Here is a 25,846-nt window from a genome sequence, read left to right as displayed (position 1 = left end):
CATGAGGCATCCGTTGAAAGTGTCGGACGTGATGACGCGCGACGTGATCACGGTAAACGAGTTCACGCCGTACAAGGAGATCGTGTCGGTGCTGGCCGCGCACCACATCAGCGCCGTGCCGGTGATCAACGTCTACGGCGGTGTGGGCGGGGTGGTTTCCGAGACCGATCTCGTGCGCAAGGAGGAGTTCCAGGGCTCGCGGCGGAAGCCGTCGGTGCTGCGGTGGCGGCAGCACCAGGCCCGTGCGAGGGCTGCTGGTGTGCGCGCCGCGGACGTGATGTCGCATCCGGCGATCACGATCCACCAGGACGCGACCATCCCCGACGCCGCCAAGCTGATGGCGGCCCGCGGCATCACCAGACTGGTCGTCACCGACGGCGAGGTGCTGACCGGCATCGTGACGCGCTCCGATCTGCTGAAGGCCTTCCTGGAGCCGGACGACCGCATCCTGCAGCGGGTCCGGCGCGAGGTCGTCGTCCACGCCCTGTGGGACGACCCGTTCGGCCTCGAGCTGGCCGTCCAGGACGGAGTCGTGACGCTGTCCGGTGAGGTCGACCGGCACAGCACGGCGGAAATCGCCGAGAAGCTGACCGCGGACGTCGACGGCGTCGTCGCTGTCGTCAATCACCTGACCTGGGTCTACAACGACGCGATGGCCACCCCGAAGATCCCGGCGTCACCAGAACTCAGACGCCGCCCGTGACCTGAGGGGAGCTGATTGCGGTGATGGACGAGCGGCGCATGCGTACCGCGACGATCGACGTCAACGGTCTCGGGCGGCTGATCGATGCGCTGGCCGACGACGGCTACCGCGTGATCGGCCCGACGGTGCGGGACGGCGCGATCGTGCTCGCGGAGCTCGACAGCGTCGACCAGCTGCCGTCCGGGTGGGGTGTGGAGGTCGCGCCCGCGGAGTACCGGCTGCGGAAGCGGGCCGACACCGCGATGTTCGCGCACTCGGCCGGGCCGCAGTCCTGGAAGCAGTTCCTGCATCCGGCCCGCCGCAAGCTCTGGTCGACCGATGCCGAGGGCAACGGATTCGTCCCGGCCGCGGACGAGGTGCCGAAGTACGCGTTCCTCGGCGTCCGCGGGTGTGACCTGGCGGCGATCGGCGTCCTCGGCGGCGTCTTGGCGGGTGGCGAGCATCCGGACGGGTCGTTCCTGCGGCGTCGGCCGCTGTTCGTCGTCGGCGTGAACTGCACCGAGCCGGGCGGCGTCTGCTTCTGCGCGTCGATGGGCACCGGCCCGGCCGTGGGGCCCGGGTACGACCTGGTGCTGACCGAACTCGTGGACGACGACGGTCACCGGTTCGTGGTCGACGTCGGCAGCGCGCAGGGCCGCCGGATCCTCGACCGGATACCGGCACGCCCCACCGCGGCGGACGAGGCCGAGCTGGCGCAGGGCAAGGTGACGGCAGCCGCGGACCGGATGGGCCGGGAGATGCCGGCGACGGATCTTGCGGAGGTCATGCGGGAGAGCCGGGAGTCACCGCTCTGGGACGACATCGCGACGCGCTGCCTGAACTGTGCGAACTGCACCCTGGTCTGCCCGACCTGCTTCTGTACCACCACCGAGGACGTCACCGATCTGACCGGCGAACACGCCGAACGCTGGCAGCGCTGGTCGTCCTGCTTCGAGCTCGACTTCTCGTACCTGCACGGCGGCGAGGTCAGGTCGTCGGGTGCGAGCCGCTACCGGCAGTGGCTCAGCCACAAACTCGGCACCTGGCACGAGCAGTTCGGCGGGTCGGGCTGCGTCGGCTGCGGTCGCTGCATCGCCTGGTGCCCGGTCGGGATCGATCTGACGGCGGAGGCCGCACGCCTGTCCGGCGCGGCGAAGGAGCGCCTCGATGTGGACGGCTGAGCCGATGCTGCCGGTCCGCTACCGGGTGACCGATCGCCGCGCCGAGACCGGCGACTCGGCGACCTTGTGGCTCGATCCCGTCGACGAGCCGCTGCCGCCGGTCGCGCCCGGGCAGTTCACGATGCTGTACGCGTTCGGCGTCGGGGAGATCCCGATCTCGATCAGCGGCATCGAGGACGGCACGCTCGTCCACACGATCCGGGCGGTCGGCGCGGTGAGCCGGGCGCTGCACGACGCCCGGCCGGGGACCGTGGTCGGTGCTCGCGGGCCCTTCGGTACCACCTGGAGACTCGCCGGCGCGATCGGTTCGGATCTCGTGATCGTTGCCGGCGGCATCGGTCTGGCGCCGCTGCGCCCGGTGGTCGCGGTGGCGCTCGACGAGCGGCCGTCGTTCGCCGGTGTCACGGTGGTCGCCGGTGCCCGGACCCCGGACGAGTTTCTCTTCCGCGACGAGCTCGACGAATGGGCGAAGCGCGACGACCTCGACCTGCGGCTCACGGTCGATCGCCCCGCGCCGGGGTGGGACGGTCCGGTCGGCTTCGTGACCGAGCCGCTGGCCGGCGTCGCGGTGGATCCGCTGCGGACGGCCGCGTTCTTGTGCGGACCGGAGCCGATGATGCGGTTCAGCGCGAATCTCCTGCTGGACAAGGGGGTTCCGGCCTTCCGCATCCTGGTGTCACTGGAACGGAACATGAAATGCGGAGTGGGGCTGTGCGGCCACTGTCAGCTCGGTCCGGCCCTGGTCTGCCGGGACGGTCCGGTCGTCGACTACGCGTACGCCGAACCGCTGCTGAGCGTGAAGGAGTTGTGATGAGCCCACCGACGCTGGGAGTCTGGAAGTTCACGTCCTGCGACGGGTGCCAGCTGACCCTGCTGGACTGTGAGGACGATTTGCTCGCCCTCGCCGGTCAGGTCCGGATCGCGCAGTTCCTCGAGGCCTCGAGCGCCGTCGTGGACGGTCCGTACGACGTGTCGCTCGTCGAGGGCTCGATCACGACACCGGACGAGGCGGAGCGGATCCGGCGGATCCGGGCGGAGTCGCGGGTGCTCGTCGCGATCGGGGCCTGTGCCACCGCGGGCGGGATCCAGGCGCTGCGGAACTTCGGTGACGTCGACGAGTTCCGGTCCGTGGTGTACGCCGCTCCGCAGTACATCGACACGTTGACCACGTCGACGGCGATCTCGGAGCACGTGCACGTCGACTTCGAGCTGCGCGGCTGCCCCATCGACCGGCGTCAGCTGCTCGAGGTGCTGACGGCGTACCTGGCCGGGCGCAAGCCTGATCTGCCGGACACCAGCGTGTGCACCGAGTGCAAGCGCCGGGGCCTGACCTGCGTGATGGTCGCCCACGGTACGCCGTGTCTCGGGCCGGTGACGCACGCCGGATGCGGTGCGTTGTGCCCGGCGTACGGCCGCGGGTGCTTCGGCTGCTTCGGGCCGATGACCAAGCCCAACGTGCCGGCTCTGACCGCGCAGCTACGGGTCTGCGGCATGGCCGAGGACGACATCGAGCGGGTGTACCGGACCTTCACGGTGAGCAGCTTCGCGGGGGAACGATGAGCCATCGGAGCCGGCAACTGAAGGTCAGCTCGCTCGCCCGGGTCGAGGGCGAGGGCGCCTTGCACGTGGTGGTCAACGACGGTGTCGTGGAGCGCGCCGACCTGCAGATCTACGAGCCACCGCGGTTCTTCGAGGCCTTCCTGCGTGGCCGCAAGTACTCCGAACCGCCGGACATCACCGCGCGGATCTGCGGTATCTGTCCGGTCGCCTACCAGACCAGTGCCTGCCTCGCGATCGAGGACGCGTGCGGGGTCGAGATCGAGCCGGGCGTCGCCGATCTGCGCCGGCTGCTGTACTGCGGGGAGTGGATCCAGAGCCACGCGCTGCACATCTACCTCCTGCACGCGCCGGACTTCCTCGGCTACCCGGACGCGATCGAGCTGGCCAAGGACCATCGCGACGTGGTCGAACGGGGGCTGCGGCTGAAGAAGGCCGGCAACGCGCTGATGGAGCTGGTCGGCGGCCGGGCGATCCATCCGATCAACGTCCGGGTCGGCGGCTTCTACCGCGCTCCGTCCCGCGCCGAGCTGCAAAGTCTTCGTCCCCAGCTGAGCCAGGCGCTGCGGGACGCGGTGGCGACGGTGCGGCTGGTGTCCGGTTTCACCTTCCCGGATCTGGAACTCGATCACGACCTGCTCGCGGTGCGGGCGCCGGACAGATACGCGATCGAACGCGGCGACCTGCACTCCACCGGCGGCGCGTCGTTCGCGGTGGACGACTTCAGCGCGCACGTCGTCGAGCGACAGGTCGAGCATTCGACCGCCCTGCACACCGCCCTGGACGATCACCTGTATCTGACCGGCCCGCTGGCCAGGTACACCCTGAACCGCAGGTGGTTGTCGCCGCTCGCCCGCGCCGCGGCCGTCGAGGCGGGACTCGGTGCCGAGTGCCGCAACCCGTTCCGGAGCATCGTCGTCCGGGCCGTCGAGGTTATCCACGCGCTCGAAGAGGCGTTGCGGTTGATCGACGCGTACGTCGTACCCGATCGCCCGTACGCCGACGTCGTACCCCGGGCCGGTGTGGGGCACGGAGTGAGTGAGGCGCCGCGGGGGCTGCTGTACCACCGGTACGAGCTCGACGAGGACGGGCTGATCCGGTCGGCGGTGATCGTGCCGCCGACGTCGCAGAACCAGGCGGCGATCGAGGACGACCTGCGCCGCGTGGTCGCCGCGAACCTGGCCCTCGATGACGCGCGGCTGACCGCGTTGTGCGAGCAGACCATCCGCAACTACGACCCGTGCATCTCGTGTTCGGCGCATTTCCTCGATCTGACCGTGGAGGGGCGATGACGGCGGTGATCATTGGCATCGGCAACGAGTACCGGCGCGACGACGGCGTCGGGCCGGCCCTCGTGGCCGCCATCGAGTCGTGCCTGCCGAACGGCGTGCGTGCGGTCCTGTGCGACGGTGAGCCGGCGACGCTGCTCGACACCTGGGCGGGCGTACCGCTGGCGGTCGTGGTCGACGCCGTGCAGTGTGAGCCGTCGAGTCCGGGGACCATCCATCGCTACGAGACCGGCGAGGTGCCGAGTCACTCGGGTTCGGCGAGTACACACGCGCTCGGCGTCCCGGACGCTTTGCGCTTGGCCGAGGCACTCGACCGGGCGCCGGAACGGCTCGTGGTGTACGCGGTGGAGGCTGACGACGTCGGCTTCGGGACGGGTCTGTCGGATCCGGTCCAGCTCGCGTTTCCGGAGCTCGTCGAGGCCGTGCTGGCAGAGGTCAGGTGATCACAGATGCCGACCTTGCTGCACCGGTTCGATCGGTGGATGTATCGGAGTGGCCGGCCGAATCGGACGGCGCGAGTACTGAACCGGATCGGCGCGTTCCAGTACGCCCACCGGATCGCCGCGCCGAGGAGAGCAGTCACGCTGGAGGTAATCGGCCGGCGCAGCGGACGCACGATCACGTTCCCGTTGGTGCTCACGCGGTACCAGGGCGAGCGCTACCTGGTCGCGATGCTCGGCCAACAGGCCAACTGGGTCCGGAACGTCCGCGCGGACGACGGCCACGCTGTCCTCCTTCACGGCCGCCGCGAGCCGGTGCTGCTGGAGGAAGTGAAACCAGGCGCCCGAGCACCGATCCTCCGCCACTTCCTGGAACTGGCCCCGGGCGGCCGCGCTCACATCCCCGTCGACCGCAAGGCTCCACTCGCCGACTTCGAACAGATCGCCGCCGACTTCCCAGTCTTCCGCGTGACAACCCGCTCCACCCCGTGAATCGAAGGCGGAGCAGGTGCGCCCGCGCCGACCACTTTGTGCACGGGATCCGTGCCGTCAGGGGCTCAGCCTGCGGATCCGGTGCACAAAGTGGTTCAGAGCCGGGCGGCTGCGCGATCAGAGCCGCGAAGCGGGACCGAACTCTGCCAAGACCGCGGCCGATCGTGATCTGGTTGCCGGGACCTAGGTCCCTGGCGACGGTTTGGCCTGATGCGCGAACCTGGTGACATGTCTGCTGACGGCGGTTCGATCGCGCTCGCGTCCAGGAATGGTTTGAGTGCGGCCGAGGTCGCCGAGCGGGTGGCGGACGGACGGACCAATGCGGTGCAGGTCCGGACGAGTCGCACGTACGGGCAGATCGTCCGGGCCAACGTGTTCACCTTCTTCAACGGCCTGCTGGGCGTCCTGTTCGTGGCGGTGCTCGCGACCGGGAGGTGGACGAACGCGCTGTTCGGGCTGGTGATCATCACCAACGCCGGCATCGGCATCGTGCAGGAGATCCGGGCCAAGCGGACGCTGGACCGGCTCGCGCTGCTCAACGTCACCCGCGCGTGGGTGGTGCGTGACGGTACGGCGACCGAGATCGACGCGACCGATGTCGTCCAGGACGATCTGGTACGGCTGCGGGCCGGCGACCAGGTGCTGGCCGACGGTGTGGTCACGAACGCCGACGGTCTGGAGATCGACGAGTCGCTGCTCACCGGGGAGTCCGAGCCGGTGCACAAGGCGCCGGGCGACGAGGTGCGCTCGGGGTCGATCGTCGTCGCCGGCACGGGGGAGTTCGTGGCGCGAGCGGTCGGCGCCGCGACGTACGCCGCCAAACTGGCCGCCGAGGCACGGCGGTTTCAGATCACGCGTTCGGAGTTGGTCGCCGGTACGACGCGTTTGCTGCGCTGGATCTCGCTGGTCCTGCTCGTCGTCGCGCCGGTACTGCTGTGGTCGCAGTTCCGGAGCGCGGACAACCAGGACTGGCAGGACGCGGTCACCGGCACGGTCGCCGCGGTCGTGGGGATGATCCCCGAAGGGCTGGTACTGCTGACGTCGCTGGCGTTCATGCTCGCGATCGTCACGCTGGCGCGCCGGCAGACGCTCGTCCAGGAGCTCCCGGCGGTCGAGGGCCTGGCCCGTGTCGACGTCGTCTGCCTGGACAAGACCGGCACGCTGACCCACGGCAACATCGTCTTCGACCGCGTGGTCCCGCTGACGGACGAGCGGGTTGACGAGGTGCTCGCCCTGATCGCCGGCGGCGGCGACTCCAACGCGACCTCGGACGCCCTCCGGGCCGCCTTCGGCCCGCCGACGTCGAGCGCGTCCGCACGGGTGCCGTTCTCGTCGGGCCGCAAGTGGCAGTCGGTGACCGTCGACGGTACGACGTGGGTCCTGGGCGCACCGGAGATGGTGCTGCTCGACGGGACGGACGCAGCAGTGGCAGCCCGGGACCGCGCGAACGAGTTGGCGACCCGGGGAGAGCGCGTGCTGGTACTGGCACGCGGTGTAGTCCAGCTCGGCGACGGTGCCGCGGATGGTGAGCAGGAGGACCGTGCGCGGGTGCTGCCGACGGGGCTGGTGCCGGTTGCGTTGGTGGTGCTGGCCGAGAACATCCGCGACGACGCCGCGGCGACGATGGAGTACTTCACTGCGCAGGGCGTGGCGCTGAAGGTGTTGTCGGGGGACAACCCGCGGACGGTCGGCGCAGTGGCGGCGGCTGTCGGCGTACCAGGTGTCAGCGGCGCCGATGACGCGGTCGATGCCCGAACGCTGCCCGACGACCCGGACGATGAGCTCGACGCGCTGGCCGACGTACTCGACCGCGCGTCGGCGTTCGGGCGGGTCAGCCCGCATCAGAAGCGGGCGTTCGTCGCCGCGCTGCAGCGTCGCGGTCATGTGGTGGCGATGACGGGCGACGGCGTGAACGACGCCCTCGCGCTCAAGGACGCCGACATCGGTGTTGCCATGGGCAATGGATCGCCCGCGACCCGGGCGGTCGCGCAGCTCGTCCTGCTCGACGGGCGGTTCGCGCATCTGCCCGATGTGGTCGCCGAGGGCCGGCGGGTGATCGCGAACATCGAGCGGGCCGCGAACCTGTTCCTGGTGAAGAACGTGTACTCGCTCGTGCTGTCGCTGATCACGGCGACCACGATGGTCGCGTACCCGCTGGAGCCGATCCAGTTGACCTTGATCTCGGCACTCACGATCGGGATGCCCGCCTTCTTCTTGGCGCTCGGTCCCAACACCCGTCGCTACCTGCCCGGATTCCTGGGCCGGGTACTGCGTTTCGCCGTTCCCGTCGGCCTGGTGACCGCGGTCTGTGCGTTCGCGGGGTACCGCCTGGTGCGCGTGCTCGAACCCGGCGCCGGCGTGGACGGTGCGCGGACCGTCACGCTCGTCGTCGTTCTCATCGTGTCCCTGTGGACGCTGTCGATCCTCGCGCGGCCCCTGCGACCGTGGAAGGTCGCGCTGCTGGCGGTGATGGTGGTCCTCGGAGCGACCGCCGTCCTCGTCCCACCGATCGCGCGCGGCATCTTCCTGCTCGACGTCACGCCGTACCGGCTGCTCGGCGCCCTGGCGATGGGCCTGGCCGGCGCCGGCCCGGTCGAGCTCGTCCACCGCCTGACCCGCCCACGCAACCGGCCGGAAGTCAGGTAGATCAGGGCCGTTCATCCCTGGCCGGACGACGGACGCGCCGCCGACGATGGATTGGAAGGCTTCGAGCGGAAGGACAGGATCATGAACACCAGCAGGCGGTGGCGCATCGACATCTTCATCGACGAGCACGAGGACGAGCGGATCACGCACGCCGAGGCCCGGCTGCACACCAACGACAAGACGCAGCTCGTCGGCCGGGGCGGCGCCCGCCGCAACCCGGACGACACCGAGATCGCCGAGATCGGCGACGAGCTGGCTGTCGCTCGGGCCCTGTCGGACCTGGCGCACAACCTGCTGCAGACCGCTGCCTCCGACATCGAGGCGATCACCCACAAACGCGTCCATCTGCACAGCTGACGCATCGCCGAGGGGGTGACCGATGGTCGCCGAGAGCCAGGAAGCGGTCGCCGGGCTGTCCAGGCACGCCCGCCAGATGGTCCGGGAACTGGCCGTCATCGCCGGTGGGATCGTCTTGTACTTCGGTGTCCGGGGACTGATCACGACGCGGATCGACGTCGCGTACCGCAACGCCGAGTCCATCGTCGGCCTGGAGCGTTCGACCGGGACCTTCGTCGAGCCGCGGCTGCAGCAGGTCGTGATCGATCGCGGCTGGCTGGCCGAAGTCGCCGGCTACGTCTACATCTACGGTCATTGGCCGGTGCTGCTGATCACGCTGGTCTGGTTGCTGATCCGGCACCGCGAGGCGTACCGCAGATTCCGCAACGCGATGCTGCTGTCGGGCGGGGCCGGGCTGGTGATCTTCGCGCTGTTCCCGGTGGCGCCGCCGCGGTTCCTGACGGCGTACGGATTCGTCGACACGGTGACTGAGCGGACGTCGGCGTACCGGGTTCTGCAGCCGCCGGCGTTCGTGAACCAGTACGCCGCGGTGCCGAGCCTGCACTTCGGCTGGAACCTGCTGATGGGGATCGCGGCTCCGGTCTGGGGGCGCACTGGTCGATCCGGCTGTTCGGCTGGCTGATGCCGGTGCTGATGTTCGCGGCGATCGTTCTGACCGCCAACCACTACATCTTCGACGGCGTGGCCGGCGGGGCGCTCGCCCTGCTCGGCCTGTTCGCCGCCACCCGGCTGAGCCGGCGAGGGATGCCTAGAACCAGTGGTCGAAGGAGGCGTGCCAGTCCCGGCGTGGGGTCCGGGGAGTAGTGTCCGCGGGGTAGCCGATCCGGATGATCATCTGCGGCCAGGCCTGGCCGCCGATCAGGCCGCGAACCTCGTAGCGGGTCGCGACGTGCTCGAGGACCTGGTTGAGGAACGAGGTGGCCAGGTCGTACGACGTCGCCACCAGCAGGACGCGCTCCAGCGCCAGGCCGGCCCGGATCCACGCGACGCCGTCCTCTTCCGGTGTGCTGAGTACGGCGATCATCGGGAACGTCTCGTACTGGACATGGTCACGCTTGTCGCCGAACCCGGCGGACAGGTCCCGCACGAAGGCCGGCAGGTCGGGCATCGCCCCGAGTGCACCTTCCTGGACCCCGTCGTCGGAGCGGTCGGAACCGATCCACTGCCGGCGTTCGTCGATGCGGTCCTCGTCGCGCAGCTCTTCGGCGTTGATGCTGTCGAGCAGTCGGTGGAGCCGCGCCGCGGCGGCTGGGTCGAGCCAGTGCAGTTGGGCGCCTTCCGCCTCGGCCGCGTCGTCGAGCCGGTGCAGCAGCTTGTGCGCGATGGGGTGGCTGAGCAAAGGCCCGCGGTACGTGTGCCTCCGGCGGAGTACGCCGTACAGGCTGCCGAGCTCGGGCACCGGGGTGCTGCGCGCGGCGAGGAAGATCCGGGCCGCGACCTCGGAACGCGCCGGGTCCGGGTTCAGTGCGATGCGTGACTCGTGGCCGAGCATCGCGGCGGCCACGCGGATGTTGAACGCGGCGGCGCCGATGCCGATCCGTGCGGCGCGGCCGGCCGGATCCTCGACCGGGAGGACTCGTTCCTCGTCGATCAGTACGTCGACCACCGGGCCGTGCACCTCGAAACGCCACGGCTGCGTGTTGTGCTGCGACGGCGCGTGTACGGCGGCGTTCAGCAGGATCTCGACCTCGTCCGCGGTCAGCACCGCGCTCGCCGGCCCGCCGCTACCGTTGGGGGTGGTCAGTTGTTCGGCCGGCATGACAACCTCCTCGGCGCGGACCGCTTCTGTTCCCCTCAGCCTGCAACAGCCGAACCGTCCCCTCCACCGCCAAGGGTCCCGAACCTATGGGCAGTTCGGCTCACGACGAAGTGCTGGTTCTGGAGCGAAGGTGGAGCTGATACCCAGCGAGAGTGGTGGGGGAGACATGCACACCGAGTTCCGGACAATTCGTGAGCAACCGGCCGCCGTACTGCGGGCGACGCTGCGGCGTGACGAGATCCGCGACCGGTTCGACGTCGCGTTCTCGTGCGTCGCCGGGTACCTGCACCGGCACGGCGTCGCGGCGTGCGGGTTCCCGTTCTCCCGCGATCACCTGTGTCCCGATGGCACCTACCGGGTCGAGGCCGGGTTCCCGGTGCGTTCAGAGATCGAAGGAGACGGCGAGGTTCTGCCGTCGAGCCTGCCGGGTGGTCAGGTCGTCGTCGCTCGGCATGTCGGGTCGTACGAAGACGTCGCGGATGCCTACCAGGCGGTCGACGATTGGCTGAAGGCGGAGCATGCGGTCCGCTCGGGTGACGCGTGGGAGGTCTACCACGGCGCGGGCGGCGACCGGGCGGGTTATCGCACCGAGGTGGTCCAGCCCTTCGAGCTCGTGCCCGTCGGGGCCGGCCGCCGATAGCTCACAGCCCCGGGGAGTGTGCTCGCCGTACCAGCTTGGCCGCGGTGTCGACGAGCAGGAGCACGACGGCGGCCGCGATCGCGAGCAACCAGCCTCGGTACGACGGCCACGCACCGCCCAGGAGGTCGGCGAGTGCGGGCTGCCCGACGAACAGCATGATCAGTGCGAGCTCGGCGAGAACCGCGACGAGCAGCGCGCGGTTCCCGAGCAGCGGGAGTTCGAAGACCGTACGCCGTCCGCTGCGGCACGCGAACGCATTGGCCAGCTGCATCAGGGCGATCACCGTGAACGTCGTACCGGATGCGACGACGAGATCGGCGGACGCGGGTTCGGCGCCCCAGTGCCATCCCGAACCGATCAGGATCGCCACGAAGACACCCATCGAGACCACGGCCTCGGTCGGCCCGAGGATCCCGAAGGCCCTGGCCAGCAGGCCGCGGTCGACGATCCGGCGATGCCGTGCCGGACCGTCGAGGGTGCGCTTGCTGGGTCCTTCGATGCCGAGCGCGATCGCGGGCAGCATGTCGGTGCCGATGTCCAGCGCAAGCACCTGCAGGACGCCGATCGCGAGCGGTATCGATCCACCGGTCAGCGCCCAGACCGCGAACGGCGCCAGCTCCGCAACGTTGTCGGTCAGGTGGTAGGTCAGGAACCGCCGTACGTTCGAGAACGTGGCACGCCCGAGCTCGACCGCCCGCACGATGCTCGCGAAGTGGTCGTCGAGCAGGACCAGATCCGCCGCGGCACGGGCGACGTCGCTGCCGGAGGCGCCCATGGCGACGCCGACGTCGGCCTCGCGGAGCGCCGGCGCGTCGTTGACACCGTCGCCGGTCATCGCGACCACGTGCCCGCGGGCGCGGAGAGCCCGGGCGATCCGGAGCTTGTCCGCCGGGGTGACCCGGGCCACCACGACACCCTCGTCGCGATCGAGCAGCCGGCCGAGCCGCTCGTCGTCGGCCGGCAGGTCCGCGCCGGTGACGACGAGACCGCCGGGACCGAGCAGACCGACCTCGCGCGCGATCACCGCGGCGGTCGCGGCGTGATCACCGGTCACGATCGCGATCCGGATCCCGGCCCGCCGGCAGGTGTCGAGTGCGGCGCGCACGTCCTGGCGGGGTGGATCCTCCAGCCCGACGACCGCCTGCAGTTCCAGGCTGCACGGCCCCAGATCGAGCGCTCCATCCGACACGCGTACGCCGGTCGCACAGGCCACCGCCAGCACCCGGTGACCACGGCTCGCCAGCTCGTCGACGGCGCTCGCGGCGTCGGCCGCAGCACCGTCGCGGCAGAACCGCAGCAGCGCATCGGGCGCGCCGATCACGAACGTGTTGCCGTTGGCAACTACCGCGCTGTATCTGGTCTCGCTGCTGAAGGCGACCCGATGCCGCACGCTCGCCTGATCGAAGGCGGGGACGCCGAGCCGCCGGGCGAGGACGTCGAGAGCGACCTCCATCGGATCGCCCTCCGCCACCCATCGGTTCTTCTTCCGGACGGCGTGGCCGCGGATACAGGCGATCGCCGACGCCGCCGCGCGTGCCGCGGCCTCGATCGCGAGTGGGTCGCCGGCCGCGGAGCCGGTCGGGTCGTAGCCGGAGCCGGTCATCGTGACGATGCCGTGAGGGGTCCAGACCTCCTGGACCTCCATCTGGTTCAGCGTCAGTGTTCCGGTTTTGTCGGTGCAGATGTACGTCGTCGCGCCGAGGGTCTCGACGGCGTCCAGACGCCGTACGAGAGCGTTGCCGTGCGCCATCCGTTGCGCACCGCGAGCCAGTGCCAGCGTCACGGTCGGCAGCAGACCTTCCGGCACCAGGGCGACCATCACGCCGACGCCGAACAGGAACGCATCGGTGAAATCCAGACCGAGGGCGAGGGACACGGCGGCCAGCGACAACCCGACCGTGGTCGCGATGATCGCGATGATCCGGATCAGCCGGTGCAACTCGACCGTGAGCGGGCTGTCCGGCCGGTCCGCGCTCTCGGTCAGCGACTGGATTCCCGCCAGCCGGGTGGCGCCGGCCACCCCGGTCACGACGGCCTCCGCCTCACCCTGGACGACGTACGTACCGGCGTACACCTGGTCGGTGGACGCGGGCCGGACCGGGACGGACTCGCCGGTGAGCGTGGACTCGTCGACGGCCAGGGCATGCACCGTGGCGAGTTGGAGATCGGCGCTGACCTTGTCGCCCGCGGCGAGCAGCACCCGGTCGCCGACGACCAGACCCGGGGCGTCGATGCTCATCAGTTCGCCGTCGCGGATCACCTGGACCCGGGCGGGAAGCAGATCGCGCAAGCGCTCCGCGGCCCGGTCCGCGCGGTACTCCTGCGCGAACGCGAAACCGCCGTTCAGCACGATGATCACGACGATCGCCACCGCCAGCGGAGCCATGCCGGTGAGCAGCGCGAGCAACGCCGCCGCCCACAGCATCAGCGCGAAGAGATGCGTCAACTGGTCGACGAGCAGCTTCCATGCCGCCCGTTGCCGCGGTACCGGCAGCTCGTTCGGCCCGTCGTGCGCCAGCCGCCGGGCCGCTTCGGTCGAGGACAGCCCGCGTGGTCCGGTCAGCATTCTCAGGTCACGTCCCGGCGGATGGTCAGCGCGGTCCCGAGCGCGGCGAACACCACGCCGTACCCGATCAGCAACAGGCCGGCCTGCCACCCGGCGAGGAACTCGACGTTCGGCTGATAGGTGTTGGCGAGCCCGCTGGACGCGCCGCCGGGGAAGAACTTGTAGTAGTCGCGGATCTTCGGCAGGGCGGAGACCAGACTCTCGATCACGAAGAAGTAGACCAGCGTCCCCACGATCGCGGCGACCTGGTTGCGGATCAGCGCACCGATGCCGACGCCGAGGACCGTGGTGACGGCGAGCCCCAGCAGGACGCCGATCAGCGTCCGCGGGATCCCGTTGCCGGTGAGGGAGACGTCGATGCCTTTCGCTGCCAGCCAGGGCAGGGCCACGGCGAGCTCGGCCAGGATGCACACCGTCCCGAAGCCGACGCCGGCGATCGCGTAGGCGATGACCTTCGCAGTGACGACGCGGCCGCGGCGTGGGGTGGCGAGGAACGTCGGGGTGACCGTCTCGTGGCGGAACTCACCGGTCATGGCGATGATGCCCAGCACGATCGCCAGCGCGGACGCGGAGCCCGCCACGCCGAACAGGTTCCGTTGCCCTTCGGGTGTGGTCAGCGGCGGGCTCGGGTTACCGGGGGAGTCCGCCAAACCGATGGTCAGGCCAACGACCAGCGCAACCATCCCGGTCGCGCCGAGGAGCAGCCACAGCCACAGCCTGGTCGTGAAGAGCTTGGTGAATTCGGCTTTCAGCAGTCTGGTCATCGGTCCGCACCTTCACCGGTGAGCGTGAAGAAGATGTCTTCGAGGTCGCTGCGCTGCGACGTCAGTTCGTGGAGTTCGATCCCTTCCAGGAACGCGAGGTGACCGATCTCCGCGGGTTGCAGACCGTCGACCATGACCGCGCCGTCCCGTCGCTTGACGCCGGGCCGGCGGGCGTGCTGCCGCAGTACCGTCAGGAGCCGGTCCGGATCCGGCGTACGGACGACCATCGTGCTGCCCTGCTGGCGTGCGAGATCCGTGAGGTTGCCCTGCCGGACGAGGGTGCCCTTGTCGATGATGACGATGTCGTCGACCGTCTGCTCGACCTCGCTCAGCACGTGGCTCGAGATCAGGACGGTGCGGCCGTCGGCGGCCAGCCGGCGCAGGAACGCCCGCAGCCACGCGATGCCTTCGGGGTCCAGCCCGTTGGCGGGCTCGTCGAGTACGAGTACGCCGGGATCGCCGAGCAGGGCCGCGGCGAGACCGAGGCGCTGCCGCATGCCGGTGGAGTAGCCCCGCAGTTTCCGGTCCGCGTCCCTGGTCAGCCCGACCTGGTCGAGAACCTCGTCGGCCCGGCTCGCCGGGTACCCGTTGACCACGCAGAGCACACGGAGGTGGTTCCGGGCCGAGCGCGCGGGGTGGAAGCTCGATGCTTCGAGTACCGCGCCCACGGACGAGGACGGCTGCGGCAGGTCGACGTACCGCAGGCCGCCGATGGTCGCGCTTCCGGCGGTCGGCGCAACCAGACCGAGCAGGCAGCGGAGCGTCGTGGTCTTTCCGGCCCCGTTCGGTCCGAGGAACCCAGTGACAGTACCCGGCTCCACGGTGAAGCTCAGGTCGTGCACGGCCCGCACCGGGCCGAACATCTTCGTCAAACCGGACACCACGATCTCGCCGCTCATCGGTCCCTCCCGGTCAACTGGTGATCAGGGCGTGCAGGCGTTCCCACAGAAGTTGCTCGCGGTCGGCGATCTCGTGCAGGGGCGCGGTCGCGGGCGGCAGCAGGCCGGCCGGGTCGTCGGCCTCCGCAGCGAGGGTGAACGTCGCGGCGACGTCCTCCCAGAGGTCGCCGATCGCGGTCAGTTCGCTGCCGAGTTCGCTGAGGCGGGCCTCGCCGGTGATGACCGCGGCCTCGTCGAGGGCTTCCGGCCACCGCAGCGTCTCGCGGATCGCCTTGCGGATCCCCGCTACGCCGAGGTTCGCGATCGGCGGGTTCAGCATGCCGTCGCAGACCTCGCCGATCGCCGCGCGGACGTCGGCCGCGCGAGGCTCACGTGCTGCGGCGAAGTCGAACGTGTACCAGGTGTGCCGGGGCGGGAACGGCTTGTACGTCGACCCACGCGCCTTCTCGAGCACATTCCAGTCCACGGGATGCAGCACCCGGTCCCGGTCGGCGATCAGCACCTGCCCGGTCTCTGCGTCGTAGCCGGCCACGACGACGACATGTCCGCCGAAGTGGTACCCGGGCGGCAGATCGAAGTACGGCAGAAACCCCATGTCGAGGTACACGAGCACCGAACCCGAGCCCACGACCGAGGCCAGCAACAGCTCCTCCGAGATCGGGTACCCGTGGAAGTCGTAGACGTGCTTGAGCGACCCGGTCACGGAGTGGTGGGTCGGATACGTGCTGAACCCGGGGAAGGGAACCATGCTGACTGTGGATCGCATGCTCTCAAGCCTGGTCCGGCCGCACGGACCGGCGGGAGGTCCGAGAGACCCTGGCCGGCATGACCTTCGGCCCTGATCGGACCTCACCCGGAGATTACTGGACAACTGCTCGCGCCGGGACGCTGGTGGCGGAGGTGTCCGAAGCTCGGGGCTGTCCAGGTGTTGCTGTCGCCCGGCTCTAGTTGCCGGGTGTGTCCGTAGCAGCGGACGGCGACCGCGGAGCCCGGCTCGGGATCCACCGTGACAGTGACCGTCGTGCTCGAGATCTCGGCTGTCATGCGGTGACCTCGGTAGCGCAGCACCATCTGCAGCCTCCCGAGTCTGGCGGGCCAGTGCGGGCCGAAGCGCAGTACGTCGTTGGTCGTGGTCAGGCCGGTGAAGCAGCGCTGGATCAGGTCGGCGCTGCCCGCCATCGCGCCGAGGTGGATGCCTTCGGCGGTCGTGCCGGTGCGTAGTGCGTCGCCCGCGTCGCTGTGCAGAGCCTGCTCGAGGAACGCGAGCGCCTGGTCCGGGTCGAGTGTCGCGAGTCCCCAGGCGTGCACGATCGCGCTGAGCGACGAGCCGTGGCAGGTGCGTGCGAGGTAGTACTCGACGGTCCTGCGGACGGTTTCGGCGGACAACGGGTAGCCGAGCCGTGCCATCAGCGCGTGGAGGTCCTGGAGCGGGAGCAGGTACAGGAGCATCAGGACGTCGGCCTGCTTGGAGACTTGGTACGACGTCACGTCGCGGCCTTCGGCTTCGAGGATGCGATCCAGCCGCCGGATGTCGCCGTACTGCTGCCGGTACCGCGGCCAGTCCAGCTCGGTCAGCTGCTCGTAGCCTTCGAACTGGCTGATGACGCCGTCGTGGAAGGGTACGTACAGGCGGCGGGTGAGCTCGTCCCAGTGGTTGAGTTCCTCCTGGTGAAGCCCGAGCGAATCGACGAGTTCGGTACGCCGCCACGCCGGCAGCCGGTCGAGAGCACGAGCGGCGACGTCGAAGAGCCAGGCGGCCATCACGTTGGTGTACGCGTTGTTGTCGATGCCCGGCTGCGCGCGGCCCGGGTACGCCGTGTGGAACTCGTCGGGACCCACCACGCCCCGGATCACGTAGCGGTCGCGGCCGGCGTCGTACTCGGACAGACCGGCGAAGAACCTGGCGACCTCGACGATCACCTCGGCGCCGTGGCTGGAGAGGAACTCGGTGTCGCCGGTCGTCTCGACGTACTGCCACATCGTGTAGGCGACGGCGAGGCCGACGTGCCGTTGGAGGTCGGTCCCGTCCTCGGTCCAGTGGCCGGAGAGCGGGTTGAGGTGGAGGCGCTGGCTCTCTTCGCGTCCGTCGCTTCCTGATTGCCACGGGAACCTCGCGCCACGGAGGCCGAGTTGTCTGGCTGCGAGGCGGGCGGCGGGGAGACGGCGACACCGGTACAGCAGGAGTGAGCGAGCCAGGTCCGGCATCCGGAACGTCAGCACCGGGAAGACGAAGAGCTCGTCCCAGAAGACGTGACCGCGGTACGCCTCGCCGTGCAGGCCGCGGGCGGGTACGCCGGCATCCACGTCGGCGGTGTGCGGCGAGATCGACTGCAGCAGGTGGAAGATGTTCAGGCGGACCGCGGGCAGCGTTCCGTCGTACGACTCCTCGAGATCGATGGCGAAGCGGCGCCACAGCTGCGACCAGGCGAGCACGTGCGCTTCCAGCAGGTCGGCGAAGCAGGGCGCGTTGGTCAGGGCGAGCTGGGTCGCGAGCCCGGGTTCGGAGATGCCGTCGTCGCGCGAGCCGTGGATCGCGGCCACCTTCTCGACGGTGACGACCTCGCCCGCCGTCACGTCGGCCGTGAGTTCGCCGTACGCCGACGTGTCGTCGGTGCGGGTGGTCCATCCGTTGTGGGCAGCAACGGTTCGAGATCCGACGGCGATCCGGTGCCGCGACTGGCTGGTGGTCGCGGTGACGATGAGGTTGCCATCGGCAACGAATGGGGTGAGCTCGTCGAGATGATGCCCGGCGAGCTTGCGGTAGCGCTCGACACCCGAGTTCGTCACGGCGCCGTGCACCGCGGAACCGATCCGGAGCCGGCCGGACCAGTTCACGGCGGTGACGGCGAGGGATTGTCCGGCGAGGTGCGGGTCGGCCATGCTGGCGAAGCGACGTTCGACCCCGCGGATCTGCCGGCCGCTCGCGTCCCGGAGCAGGAACCGGCGGGTCACGACTCCACGCCGGGTGTCGAGCTCGAGCTCGTACTCGTCGATCTGGGTGGTGTCCGGCGTCCACCACGCGCCGGTCCCGACGGCGAACGTCAGCGGCAGCCAGTCGGGGACGTTGACCAGGCTCTCGTTCTCGACGCGGGTCTCGGCGATCGTGTCCGGCAAACGGTTGTAGTACCCGGCGAGATACGTCCCCGGATAGTGATGGTCTCCGGCCACTGATCCGGCCCAGGCCCCGCGGGTGGCGAAGCACCCGTTGCCGGTCGTGCAGAGCGCCTCGCGCCGCCGCTCGTCCGCCGGGTCGTAGCCGCTGAACGCGAGAATCCAGCCGGCCACGGTCCCGCGAGCCGGCCGGTGTTCGGCAGCCGTCGCTGCGGACACGGCGCTCATGCCCTGACTGTGCGCCGCCCTCCGGCGTCCCCACAGGGCCGAAGGTCCCGTCGGCCCGGACAGTTCGGCACCACCTGCTGTGGCATCGGTACGGCGATGCCGTTCGTGCGACCGCGGTCGGCTACGTCGGCTTCGACGTCGTTGTCAGTAGCCGAAGTCGCGGTGGGCGAGGCCGGCGAAGCCGGTGGCGAGGAGAGCTGCCGCGACTGCGGTCGTGATCAGCAGCGGCGCGGCCGTGACCGTGTCCAGCGGGGCTTGCGGGAGGTGGATGAAGGGTGAGGCCTGCCGGACCCAGCCGGGGAGGTCGAAGGAATCGGCGAACATGGTGATGACCGCGCAGTAGCCGATGAGTGTCCAGGTCACGGCGGCGGCGGCGCGTGGCAACCAGCCGATGGCGAGTACGGCGACCGCGACGACGAGCCATACCGCGGGTAGCTGGACGAGGGCGACACCGGTCAGGCGGAGGGCCTGGTCCGGGTCGGAGATCGCGATGCCGTAGGCGAGGCCGTGCCCGAGCCCGGCCGCGGCGACGGCCACCGCGCTTCCGGCGAGCGTGACGGTCACGTGGCCCCCGAGCCAGGCCCGGCGGCTGACCTTGGTGGCCAGCACCGGTTCGGCCCGCCCGGAGGTTTCCTCGTGCCGAGCGCGCATCGCGCCGGCGACGGCGGACGCCGCGGCCAGCAGCGCACAGATCACGATGACCAGAGCGAGGTACGAATTGACGACATCGGCCGCGCCCCCGGGGAAGTACTGCGCGACTTCTGGGTTGTCGGTGACGTATTCCTCGACGGAGTCGGCGAACGACCCGTACGCGATACCGAGGACCAGGAGTCCGGCGGCCCAGCCGATGATCGAACCGCGCTGGAGACGCCAGGCGAGTCCGAGCGGCGATCCCAAAGCCCAGGAGGCGGTCGCCCGGCCGGCCCGGTACGGCAGCAGGCCGTCGCCGAAGTCGCGCCGGTCCAGCAGGATCAGGGCAAGGCCGACGAGGAGGACGCCGGCCGCGAGCGGGAGCAGCAGCGGCCACCACCGGTCTCCGGCGTACGGGAAGGTGCGCTGCCCCCATCCGATCGGCGACAGCCACGACCAGGCGGCGTTGCCGATGTCCCCGGCCGCGCGCAGCACGAACGCCGTACCGATCGCGATCCCGACGGCGCCGTACACCGATCGGGGGTTCTCGAACACCTGCACCGCCACCCCGGTCAAGCAGGCGAACGCGACTCCGACGCTCGCCGTGGCGGCACCCAGCAGGACAGAGCCGCCGACCGGCAGACCGGTGCCCGCTGCCGCACCGAAGACCACGACCGCGACGGCGAGATCGGCGATACCGGCCAGCAGCAGGGCGGCGATCAGGGGAGCGTGCCGGCCCGTGCGCGTCGAGCGGATCAACTCGCCGCGGCCGGTCTCCTCGTCGGTGCGGGTGTGCCGGCCGACCAGGAACATGTTCATCAGGCCGACCACGATCGCGAGGAACCCGAAGATCTCGAAGACGACCTCGCCGCCGATCGTGTCGAGGAGGCGTTCGGGGCCGCTCATCGCGAGCATGGCCGCGTTGCCGGTCATGGTCTCCCGAAGCTCGGCGAGGGCCTCGGGGGTGTCGTACAGGTTCTGGCTGCCGACCGACTGGTAGCCGACGAGCAGCCCGGAGCCGATCAGCCACCAGGGCAGGCCGCGACGCTCCTGCCGGAGCATGAAGCGCAGCAGTACGCCGGTACCGGCAGCGGTGCTCATGACTCGTCCGCGGTGTCGTAGTGGCGCAGGAACAACTCCTCCAAGGTCGGCGGAGTACTGGTGAGGCTTCGTACGCCGAGGGCGGACAGGTGCCGCATCGTTTCGTCGAGATGCGCGGTGTCGACGTCGAACATGCCGCGGTTGCCGTCGACGCTCGGGTCGTGAATGCCCGGCAGCGTGGTGATTCCGTCGAGCGGGTGTGTGGTCTCGACCGAGATCGAGGTCCGGGTCAGGTGCCGGAGCTCGGTCAGCGTGCCGGACTCGACGGTCTTGCCGAGCCGGATGATGCTGACCCGGTCGCACAGCGCTTCGACCTCGGCGAGGATGTGGCTGGACAGCAGCACGGTCCGGCCCTCGGCCTTGACGTCCTCGATGCACCGCTGGAACTCGGATTCCATCAGCGGGTCCAGTCCCGACGTCGGCTCGTCGAGAAGCAGCAGCTCCGCGTCGGAGGTGAGCGCAGCGATCAGGCCGACCTTCTGCCGGTTGCCCTTGGAGTACGTCGACGCCTTCTTCCGCGGGTCGAGGTCGAACCGCTCCAGCAGGTCGTCGCGACGACGCCGGTCGAGTCCGCCGCGCAACCGGCCCATCAGATCGATGACCTCACCTCCGGTGATGCCCGGCCACAGGGTGACGTCGCCCGGCACGTAGGCGAGGCGGGCGCGTAGTGAGACGCCGTCGGCCCACGGATCGCCGCCGAGCAGGCGGACCGTTCCGGCATCGGCGCGCAGCAGTCCGAGCAGGACCCGGATCGTGGTGGTCTTGCCCGAGCCGTTCGGCCCGAGGAAGCCGTGGACCTCGCCGGTTCGTACGTCGAGGTCGAGTCCGTCCAGGGCCCTGGACGGCCCGAAGGTCTTGACCAGACCGGTCACCGAGATCGCGGACATCTGGTGTCGCCCTCTCTAACCTTGCCGCGGGCGCTCGCCCCAGGGGACCAGGCGACGTCCGTTGGCGGATTCGATGCTGATCCGGACCAGTTGTGGGTCCTCCATGGGGAGCCAGGAGTGTGCAGGCAACGTTCGCCGCAGGTCCGCGGCCTCGGCGGCGGTGACCACCGACAGCCGGCCGATCACGGTGACCGTCCAGCCGGTATGCCGTTCCAGGTCCACGTCGTCGGCCTCGAACGCCACCACATCGGCACGTTCCGCGGCCCGGAGCTTGTCTCCCGGACCTGAGCTGAACACGACGGCTTCCGCATCCGAGACGAAGTTGACGAGCCGAACGGCGGGCAGTCCACCGGTGGTGTAGATGAGCCGGCCGACCGGAACCGAGCCGAGCAGGCGCAGACACTCGGGACGGCTCAAGATCCTGAGTCGTGAGTGATCGAAGTCGTGCGTCTTGGCCATCGGCGTTCCTTCCGGCTGCGTAGCCCCCACTGTGGTCAGGCCGCGTGGCGCGCGATAGGGCCGAAGGTCCCGCCTATGCGAATCCTGTGGGTCGTGCAGGAAACCCCGCCGGAAAGGGTCGTTCGGCCATCGAACGGGAGGATTTCGGCCCTGTGCCGGCGGGCGTTCCCAGGGTCGAGTGGTCGGCACTGAGGTTCCTGCGTGTGGGGGGTGAGTCCTGATGACGAATCCGGTGATCCATTTCGAGATCGGCGGTCCCGATCTCGGGCGGATGGCATCGTTCTACGGCGACCTGTTCGGGTGGCAGCTGCAGCCGGCGGGTCCCGAGTACTCGCTGGTGCCGGCGGGCGCGGACGGTATCGGCGGCGGCCTGCTGCAGACGAGCGGCGAGATGCCGCCGTACGTGACCGTGTACGTCGCGGTCGACGATCTCCGGGCAATGCTCGACCGGGCCGTTGCGCTCGGCGCGAAGACCGTCGTCGAGCCGACGGAGATCCCCGGCATCGGCTGGTTCGCCCTGTTCGCGGATCCCGACGGGAACACCATCGGGCTGTTGCGCCAGCAGCCGGCCTGACACGCCGGCCGGCCAGGCGACGCTCCGTCAGAGCGTGCTCAGGCGGCTGACCTGTACGCCGATGACGCCGCGGACGGTGCCGGCGAGGACTTCGGCGAGGTGGCGTTCGCGGGGATCGGCCGGGCCGGTGATGGTGACGATGCCGTCCTGCACCTGGACGCTCCAGTCCGGTCCTTCGGCCTGGAGCAACTCGGTCACCTCGGCCTGGACACGGCGGTCGCGGTTGGCGAGCAGATGGATCACGTCGCTGCGACTGATCACTCCGACCACCCGGCCGTGCTCGACGACCGGCAGGCTCTTCACCATCGTGGACCGCATCAGGTCGATCGCCGCTTCCAGCTCCTCGTCCGGCCCGACGCTCACGACGAGGTGGGTCATGACGTCGGCGACCCGGCGCGGTGGGGTCGGACCGGGGAGCCGCAGGACGGTGGCCGGCACGCGGTCGCCGATCAGGTTCTCGTCCTCCACGAGGTCCGCCTCGCTGACGATCCCGACCAGCGTGCCGTGCCGGTCGACGACCGGCAGCGAGGTGATCTTCGCGCCGTCCAGCATCTGAAGCGCCGCGGAGATCGTCGTGACGGGGCTCACCGTCATCACCGGCGTGGTCATCAGGTCCCGGATCAGCATCGTCCTCACCTCGCTCTGGAGTTCCCGCTCTTGTTGTCACGGTCCACCTGACGGAGCAGACGGTGTAGGGCGAGAGGTCCCGCCCGCGGGGGTACGACGCCCCTTCCTCCTCGCCTTGGCGTGATCCCGGGGACCTGAGACCCGGTGGATCAGGGCCGATCAGCTCTCTCGTAGGCGCCGGTCGGCGAGGTTGAGTCACAGGAGGGACTCGATCGAGGAGGCTGGAGCATGCGTAAGAAGGTTCTGGTACTGGGAGCCAACTTCGGTGGCTTGACCGCGGCGCTGGCGGTGAAGCACGAGCTCGACGGCGACGTGGACGTGACCGTGGCGTCCGCGAGTGACCAGTTTCTCTTCAATCCGAGCCTGATCTGGCTGCCGTTCGGCAAGCGGGACCGCGAGGACATCACGTTTCCGGTGGCGCCGACACTGGATGCGCACGGCATCGAGTTCGTGCACGCGGCCGCGACCAAGGTCGATCCGGTCGGCAAGCAGGTCACGATCGAGGGCGGGCGGGAGCTGGCCTACGACTACCTGGTCATCGCGACGGGCTACCGCAACAAGGACGACGTCGTGCCCGGTTTCAAGGAACACGCGAACACGATCACGACGCTCCCCGAGGCGGAGCGAACGGCAGGGGCGTGGCACCGGTTCCTGGACGATCCCGGTGACGTGGTCGTCGCGGCGACGCAGGGCGCGGGGTGTTTTGGGGCGGCGTACGAGTTCTTGTTCAACACGGCGTACCAGCTCCGGAAGGCCGGTCTGCACAAGCAGGTGAGGCTGACCTACGTCACCGCGGAGCCGTTCCTCGGGCATTTCGGGATCGGCGGACTGCCGCACGGCGAGCAGTTGCTGGGCATGTTCCTCAAGAAAGAGGGGATCAGCGCGCGGATCTCGGTCGGGATCGACTACGTCGAGGACGGCGCGCTCGTGCTGGCCGACGGCGAGGCGGTGCCGTTCTCGTTCGGCATGGTGATCCCGCCGTTCCTCGGGCAGAGCTTCCTGAAGGAGTCGAACGGCCTGGCCGACGACAAGGGGTACGTCGTGGTGCGGGACACGTACCAGAGTGAGAAGTACGACGACGTGTACGCGGTCGGTGTGGCGGCCGCGGTCGCCGTACCGTGGCAGACGCCGACGCCGGTGGGGATTCCGAAGACGGGCTTCCCGACCGAGGTGATGGCGCACACGGCGGCGTCGAACATCGCGGCGCAGATCCGGGGCGAGGAGCCGGTGAACACGAAGTCGTTCGGGGACATCAAGGCCGTCTGCGTGATGGATGCCGGCAACAACGGTGTGATCATCCTCGCTGACAAGATGCTGCCGCCGCGCAAGCACGGCGTACTCATCCCCGGCCCGCAGGCCCACCTGATGAAACTCGGCTTCGAGAAGTACTTCCTGTGGAAGATGCGCCACGGCTACGTCCAGCTTCCCTGAACCGCCGACGGAACTGTTCGTCGCGAGCCGGCCCGGGTCGACGAGATCGGGATCAGCATCCGCCTCCCGGACGGCTTCCCGGCCGGGCGTCGCGAAGCCCTGCTCGCGATCGCCAACCACTGCACCGTGCACAACTCGCTCATCGCACCGCCAGGTGTCAGCATCTCACTGACGGATCAGTAGGCAGGCGATGATTGAGGGCCAAGGCCTCCCAGAAGGAGCACCGCATGATGCAGGCCGGCGCGGCGGCGATCGACATCACTCCGGAACTGCCGATCCCACTCGCCGGCTTCGGGTCTCGGCAGGGAACCGTGACCACCGAGGTCGCCGATCCGCTGTTCCTGCGCGTCACGGTCGTGGAGTCGGGCGACACAGCGGGGGCCGTGGTCGCCGCTGATCTGCTCAGCTGGGGCCCGGAACTGGTCGAACGGCTCCGGCCCCTGGTCGCCGATGCCCTCGGCGTACCTGCCGGCTGCATCACGTTCACCGCGACGCACACGCACTCCGCGCCACAGACTGCGCAGTGGCACGCGCCGATCCTCGGTCCGCTGGATCCGCGCTACATCGAGCTCTTGACCGATCGGGTTGTCGCGGCCTCGGCTGCGGCATCGGCAGCGCTCGAGCCGGTCACGGTCCGACGGACCAGCAGGCTGCACGATCTCGGCAGCTATCGCCGTGCCGACGTCGAGGACGGGCCTCGGGACAACGAGTTGACGACCGTGACGTTCCGCCGGGCCGACGGTTCACTGCTCGCCGCCTGGGTGCACTACACCTGCCATCCGGTGATCAACGCGGCCAACGCGGTGACGCCCGATTTCGCCGGGCTTGCCTGTACGTCGCTGGAGGCCGAGACCGGCGGGGTGATCACGTACCTTCAGGGATGCTGCGGTGACCAGGATCCAGGGTCGTTGGCGTCCACGGGCTTGGCCGCAGCCCGGCGCGAGGGTGCGCGGCTGGCCGACACGATTCGGAAGACCCTGGCCGACGAGGGACGCGAACTCACACCCACGGCGATCAAGGCCTCGTGGTCGACGGTCGAGCTGCCGTTCCGGTCCGTGCCGACCGAGTACGAGTTGCGGGCGGCAAGCACCCGGCCCGGCGTCGAGGGCGAGTGGGGACGCTTCTACCTCGCCCACCCGGAGCGGCTCCGGCCCACCGCGACCCTCGTTCTCCAACGGCTCGACCTGCTCGAAGGCCTGTCGCTGCTCGCCCTCAACGCCGAGGCCTGCGTCGAGTACGGGCTCGCCGTCCGCGCCGCCACGGGCAACCGCTGTCTGCCCGTCGCCTACGCGAACGGCATCATCGGCTACCTGCCGACGGCGGCGCAGATCAGGGCCGGTGGATACGAGCCGGTTCAGTCCGCGCGCTGCTATCTGCTCCCCGGTCTGTTCGTGCCCGAGGTCGAAGGCATCACCCTGGAGGAGATCCGGAACATGCTCTGAGCATCGGGCCGCGCGAGGACAGGGGCTGTTGCGGACCGACGCGGGACTTTGGTCCCATAGGCAACGTACCGAATGTCGGAAATG

At 69.7% G+C, this 25,846-nt stretch carries 25 protein-coding genes; 15 read left to right on the top strand and 10 right to left on the bottom strand.

Annotated elements, in window-relative coordinates; all coding sequences use genetic code 11:
- The first annotated feature begins 1 nt into the window (after nt 1).
- From E0H92_RS37110 to E0H92_RS45835, 11 genes are all read left to right on the top strand, one after another.
- Complete coding sequence (locus E0H92_RS37110; protein ID WP_131499564.1) at nt 2-703, top strand: CBS domain-containing protein; 702 nt, start codon at nt 2-4, stop codon at nt 701-703.
- Between the two features lie 38 nt (nt 704-741).
- Nucleotides 742-1,863 (top strand): 4Fe-4S dicluster domain-containing protein, encoded by a 1,122-nt coding sequence (locus E0H92_RS37105; protein WP_202874009.1) that lies wholly within the window; start codon nt 742-744, stop codon nt 1,861-1,863.
- Nucleotides 1,850-2,674 (top strand): FAD/NAD(P)-binding protein, encoded by an 825-nt coding sequence (locus E0H92_RS37100; protein ID WP_202874008.1) that lies wholly within the window; start codon nt 1,850-1,852, stop codon nt 2,672-2,674. The genes E0H92_RS37105 and E0H92_RS37100 overlap by 14 nt, the downstream gene beginning before the upstream one ends.
- Nucleotides 2,674-3,423 carry an NADH-quinone oxidoreductase subunit B family protein gene (locus E0H92_RS37095; RefSeq protein WP_131499562.1) on the top strand — a complete coding sequence of 250 codons (750 nt, stop codon included), beginning with the start codon at nt 2,674-2,676 and terminating at the stop codon, nt 3,421-3,423. Before E0H92_RS37100 ends, E0H92_RS37095 begins: the two co-directional genes overlap by 1 nt.
- Nucleotides 3,420-4,712 carry a Ni/Fe hydrogenase subunit alpha gene (locus tag E0H92_RS37090; RefSeq protein WP_131499561.1) on the top strand — a complete coding sequence of 431 codons (1,293 nt, stop codon included), beginning with the start codon at nt 3,420-3,422 and terminating at the stop codon, nt 4,710-4,712. Before E0H92_RS37095 ends, E0H92_RS37090 begins: the two co-directional genes overlap by 4 nt.
- Nucleotides 4,709-5,152, top strand: a complete 444-nt coding sequence (locus E0H92_RS37085) for a hydrogenase maturation protease (RefSeq protein WP_131499560.1) — start codon at nt 4,709-4,711, stop codon at nt 5,150-5,152. Before E0H92_RS37090 ends, E0H92_RS37085 begins: the two co-directional genes overlap by 4 nt.
- Nucleotides 5,153-5,158: 6 nt before the next feature.
- Nucleotides 5,159-5,641 (top strand): nitroreductase/quinone reductase family protein, encoded by a 483-nt coding sequence (locus tag E0H92_RS37080; protein WP_202874007.1) that lies wholly within the window; start codon nt 5,159-5,161, stop codon nt 5,639-5,641.
- 228 nt (nt 5,642-5,869) lie between these two features.
- Nucleotides 5,870-8,287, top strand: a complete 2,418-nt coding sequence (locus tag E0H92_RS37075) for an HAD-IC family P-type ATPase (RefSeq protein WP_131499559.1) — start codon at nt 5,870-5,872, stop codon at nt 8,285-8,287.
- Nucleotides 8,288-8,368: 81 nt separating this feature from the next.
- Nucleotides 8,369-8,644: a DUF1876 domain-containing protein gene (locus E0H92_RS37070; RefSeq protein ID WP_131499558.1), complete on the top strand. Its 276-nt coding sequence runs from the start codon at nt 8,369-8,371 to the stop codon at nt 8,642-8,644.
- A gap of 22 nt (nt 8,645-8,666) precedes the next feature.
- Nucleotides 8,667-9,266 (top strand): phosphatase PAP2 family protein, encoded by a 600-nt coding sequence (locus E0H92_RS37065; protein ID WP_131499557.1) that lies wholly within the window; start codon nt 8,667-8,669, stop codon nt 9,264-9,266.
- The gene (locus E0H92_RS45835) at nt 9,266-9,448 is read left to right on the top strand and encodes a phosphatase PAP2 family protein (protein ID WP_131499555.1); all 183 of its coding nucleotides are present in this window, start codon (nt 9,266-9,268) and stop codon (nt 9,446-9,448) included. Before E0H92_RS37065 ends, E0H92_RS45835 begins: the two co-directional genes overlap by 1 nt.
- Here E0H92_RS45835 and E0H92_RS37055 read toward each other — a convergent pair.
- Nucleotides 9,393-10,403 carry an Acg family FMN-binding oxidoreductase gene (locus tag E0H92_RS37055; protein WP_131499553.1) on the bottom strand — a complete coding sequence of 337 codons (1,011 nt, stop codon included), beginning with the start codon at nt 10,401-10,403 and terminating at the stop codon, nt 9,393-9,395. The genes E0H92_RS45835 and E0H92_RS37055 overlap by 56 nt on opposite strands.
- A 166-nt stretch (nt 10,404-10,569) precedes the next feature.
- Here E0H92_RS37055 and E0H92_RS44475 point away from each other — a divergent pair, with 166 nt between their 5' ends.
- Entirely contained in the window at nt 10,570-11,043 is a 474-nt protein-coding gene (locus E0H92_RS44475; RefSeq protein WP_165550209.1) for a GyrI-like domain-containing protein, read from the top strand.
- A gap of 1 nt (nt 11,044) precedes the next feature.
- Here E0H92_RS44475 and E0H92_RS37045 read toward each other — a convergent pair whose 3' ends face one another.
- The 8 genes from E0H92_RS37045 to E0H92_RS37010 all read right to left on the bottom strand — a co-directional run bounded on the left by E0H92_RS37045 (nt 11,045) and on the right by E0H92_RS37010 (nt 21,688).
- Nucleotides 11,045-13,609, bottom strand: coding sequence for a cation-translocating P-type ATPase (locus E0H92_RS37045; RefSeq protein ID WP_131499551.1), 2,565 nt, complete (start codon nt 13,607-13,609; stop codon nt 11,045-11,047).
- A 2-nt stretch (nt 13,610-13,611) separates the two neighbouring features.
- On the bottom strand, nt 13,612-14,373 hold the full coding sequence (locus E0H92_RS37040; protein WP_131499550.1) for an ABC transporter permease: 762 nt from the start codon (nt 14,371-14,373) through the stop codon (nt 13,612-13,614).
- Nucleotides 14,370-15,272 carry an ABC transporter ATP-binding protein gene (locus tag E0H92_RS37035; protein ID WP_131499548.1) on the bottom strand — a complete coding sequence of 301 codons (903 nt, stop codon included), beginning with the start codon at nt 15,270-15,272 and terminating at the stop codon, nt 14,370-14,372. Before E0H92_RS37035 ends, E0H92_RS37040 begins: the two co-directional genes overlap by 4 nt.
- A gap of 13 nt (nt 15,273-15,285) precedes the next feature.
- Nucleotides 15,286-16,038 (bottom strand): DUF4872 domain-containing protein, encoded by a 753-nt coding sequence (locus E0H92_RS37030; RefSeq protein ID WP_131499546.1) that lies wholly within the window; start codon nt 16,036-16,038, stop codon nt 15,286-15,288.
- 83 nt (nt 16,039-16,121) lie between these two features.
- A complete protein-coding gene (locus E0H92_RS37025) occupies nt 16,122-18,611 on the bottom strand; it encodes a glycoside hydrolase family 65 protein (protein ID WP_131499544.1) in 2,490 nt (829 codons plus the stop codon).
- Between the two features lie 144 nt (nt 18,612-18,755).
- Nucleotides 18,756-20,342, bottom strand: coding sequence for an ABC transporter permease (locus E0H92_RS37020; protein WP_131499542.1), 1,587 nt, complete (start codon nt 20,340-20,342; stop codon nt 18,756-18,758).
- Nucleotides 20,339-21,229 (bottom strand): ABC transporter ATP-binding protein, encoded by an 891-nt coding sequence (locus E0H92_RS37015; RefSeq protein WP_131499540.1) that lies wholly within the window; start codon nt 21,227-21,229, stop codon nt 20,339-20,341. The genes E0H92_RS37020 and E0H92_RS37015 overlap by 4 nt, the downstream gene beginning before the upstream one ends.
- Before the next feature lie 15 nt (nt 21,230-21,244).
- Nucleotides 21,245-21,688 (bottom strand): pyridoxamine 5'-phosphate oxidase family protein, encoded by a 444-nt coding sequence (locus E0H92_RS37010; RefSeq protein WP_131499539.1) that lies wholly within the window; start codon nt 21,686-21,688, stop codon nt 21,245-21,247.
- Between the two features lie 220 nt (nt 21,689-21,908).
- Here E0H92_RS37010 and E0H92_RS37005 point away from each other — a divergent pair, with 220 nt between their 5' ends.
- The gene (locus E0H92_RS37005; protein ID WP_131499538.1) at nt 21,909-22,262 is read left to right on the top strand and encodes a VOC family protein; all 354 of its coding nucleotides are present in this window, start codon (nt 21,909-21,911) and stop codon (nt 22,260-22,262) included.
- A gap of 27 nt (nt 22,263-22,289) precedes the next feature.
- On the opposite strand, the gene E0H92_RS37000 is transcribed toward E0H92_RS37005, so the two are convergent.
- Entirely contained in the window at nt 22,290-22,889 is a 600-nt protein-coding gene (locus tag E0H92_RS37000; RefSeq protein WP_131499536.1) for a CBS domain-containing protein, read from the bottom strand.
- 228 nt (nt 22,890-23,117) lie between these two features.
- Between E0H92_RS37000 and E0H92_RS36995 the strand changes: the two genes are divergently transcribed.
- Together E0H92_RS36995 and E0H92_RS36990 are read left to right on the top strand one after the other, a co-directional pair.
- On the top strand, nt 23,118-24,320 hold the full coding sequence (locus tag E0H92_RS36995) for an NAD(P)/FAD-dependent oxidoreductase (protein WP_131499534.1): 1,203 nt from the start codon (nt 23,118-23,120) through the stop codon (nt 24,318-24,320).
- Nucleotides 24,321-24,547: 227 nt separating this feature from the next.
- Entirely contained in the window at nt 24,548-25,762 is a 1,215-nt protein-coding gene (locus E0H92_RS36990; RefSeq protein WP_131499533.1) for a hypothetical protein, read from the top strand.
- Nucleotides 25,763-25,846: the final 84 nt, after the last annotated feature.

The organism is Kribbella speibonae (genome assembly GCF_004331375.1).
GTDB classification, from domain to species: Bacteria; Actinomycetota; Actinomycetes; order Propionibacteriales; family Kribbellaceae; genus Kribbella; species Kribbella sindirgiensis.
Note: the sequence above shows the minus strand (reverse complement) of the source record. Positions and strands in the feature narration are given on the sequence as shown.

Excerpts from the sequence above, each read along its gene's own strand:
- E0H92_RS37010 (WP_131499539.1), bottom strand. The coding sequence starts at position 21,688 with ATGGCCAAGACGCACGACTTCGATCACTCACGACTCAGGATCTTGAGC.
- E0H92_RS37030 (WP_131499546.1), bottom strand. The coding sequence starts at position 16,038 with ATGCGATCCACAGTCAGCATGGTTCCCTTCCCCGGGTTCAGCACGTAT.
- E0H92_RS37025 (WP_131499544.1), bottom strand. The coding sequence starts at position 18,611 with ATGAGCGCCGTGTCCGCAGCGACGGCTGCCGAACACCGGCCGGCTCGC.
- E0H92_RS37055 (WP_131499553.1), bottom strand. The coding sequence starts at position 10,403 with ATGCCGGCCGAACAACTGACCACCCCCAACGGTAGCGGCGGGCCGGCG.
- E0H92_RS37000 (WP_131499536.1), bottom strand. The coding sequence starts at position 22,889 with ATGCTGATCCGGGACCTGATGACCACGCCGGTGATGACGGTGAGCCCC.
- E0H92_RS37015 (WP_131499540.1), bottom strand. The coding sequence starts at position 21,229 with ATGTCCGCGATCTCGGTGACCGGTCTGGTCAAGACCTTCGGGCCGTCC.
- E0H92_RS37070 (WP_131499558.1), top strand. The coding sequence starts at position 8,369 with ATGAACACCAGCAGGCGGTGGCGCATCGACATCTTCATCGACGAGCAC.
- E0H92_RS44475 (WP_165550209.1), top strand. The coding sequence starts at position 10,570 with ATGCACACCGAGTTCCGGACAATTCGTGAGCAACCGGCCGCCGTACTG.
- E0H92_RS45835 (WP_131499555.1), top strand. The coding sequence starts at position 9,266 with ATGCCGGTGCTGATGTTCGCGGCGATCGTTCTGACCGCCAACCACTAC.
- E0H92_RS37035 (WP_131499548.1), bottom strand. The coding sequence starts at position 15,272 with ATGAGCGGCGAGATCGTGGTGTCCGGTTTGACGAAGATGTTCGGCCCG.
- E0H92_RS37080 (WP_202874007.1), top strand. The coding sequence starts at position 5,159 with ATGCCGACCTTGCTGCACCGGTTCGATCGGTGGATGTATCGGAGTGGC.
- E0H92_RS37045 (WP_131499551.1), bottom strand. The coding sequence starts at position 13,609 with ATGCTGACCGGACCACGCGGGCTGTCCTCGACCGAAGCGGCCCGGCGG.
- E0H92_RS36995 (WP_131499534.1), top strand. The coding sequence starts at position 23,118 with ATGCGTAAGAAGGTTCTGGTACTGGGAGCCAACTTCGGTGGCTTGACC.
- E0H92_RS37100 (WP_202874008.1), top strand. The coding sequence starts at position 1,850 with ATGTGGACGGCTGAGCCGATGCTGCCGGTCCGCTACCGGGTGACCGAT.
- E0H92_RS37040 (WP_131499550.1), bottom strand. The coding sequence starts at position 14,373 with ATGACCAGACTGCTGAAAGCCGAATTCACCAAGCTCTTCACGACCAGG.
- E0H92_RS37005 (WP_131499538.1), top strand. The coding sequence starts at position 21,909 with ATGACGAATCCGGTGATCCATTTCGAGATCGGCGGTCCCGATCTCGGG.
- E0H92_RS37110 (WP_131499564.1), top strand. The coding sequence starts at position 2 with ATGAGGCATCCGTTGAAAGTGTCGGACGTGATGACGCGCGACGTGATC.
- E0H92_RS37105 (WP_202874009.1), top strand. The coding sequence starts at position 742 with ATGCGTACCGCGACGATCGACGTCAACGGTCTCGGGCGGCTGATCGAT.
- E0H92_RS37065 (WP_131499557.1), top strand. The coding sequence starts at position 8,667 with ATGGTCGCCGAGAGCCAGGAAGCGGTCGCCGGGCTGTCCAGGCACGCC.
- E0H92_RS37075 (WP_131499559.1), top strand. The coding sequence starts at position 5,870 with ATGTCTGCTGACGGCGGTTCGATCGCGCTCGCGTCCAGGAATGGTTTG.
- E0H92_RS37085 (WP_131499560.1), top strand. The coding sequence starts at position 4,709 with ATGACGGCGGTGATCATTGGCATCGGCAACGAGTACCGGCGCGACGAC.
- E0H92_RS36990 (WP_131499533.1), top strand. The coding sequence starts at position 24,548 with ATGATGCAGGCCGGCGCGGCGGCGATCGACATCACTCCGGAACTGCCG.
- E0H92_RS37090 (WP_131499561.1), top strand. The coding sequence starts at position 3,420 with ATGAGCCATCGGAGCCGGCAACTGAAGGTCAGCTCGCTCGCCCGGGTC.
- E0H92_RS37020 (WP_131499542.1), bottom strand. The coding sequence starts at position 20,342 with ATGAGCACCGCTGCCGGTACCGGCGTACTGCTGCGCTTCATGCTCCGG.
- E0H92_RS37095 (WP_131499562.1), top strand. The coding sequence starts at position 2,674 with ATGAGCCCACCGACGCTGGGAGTCTGGAAGTTCACGTCCTGCGACGGG.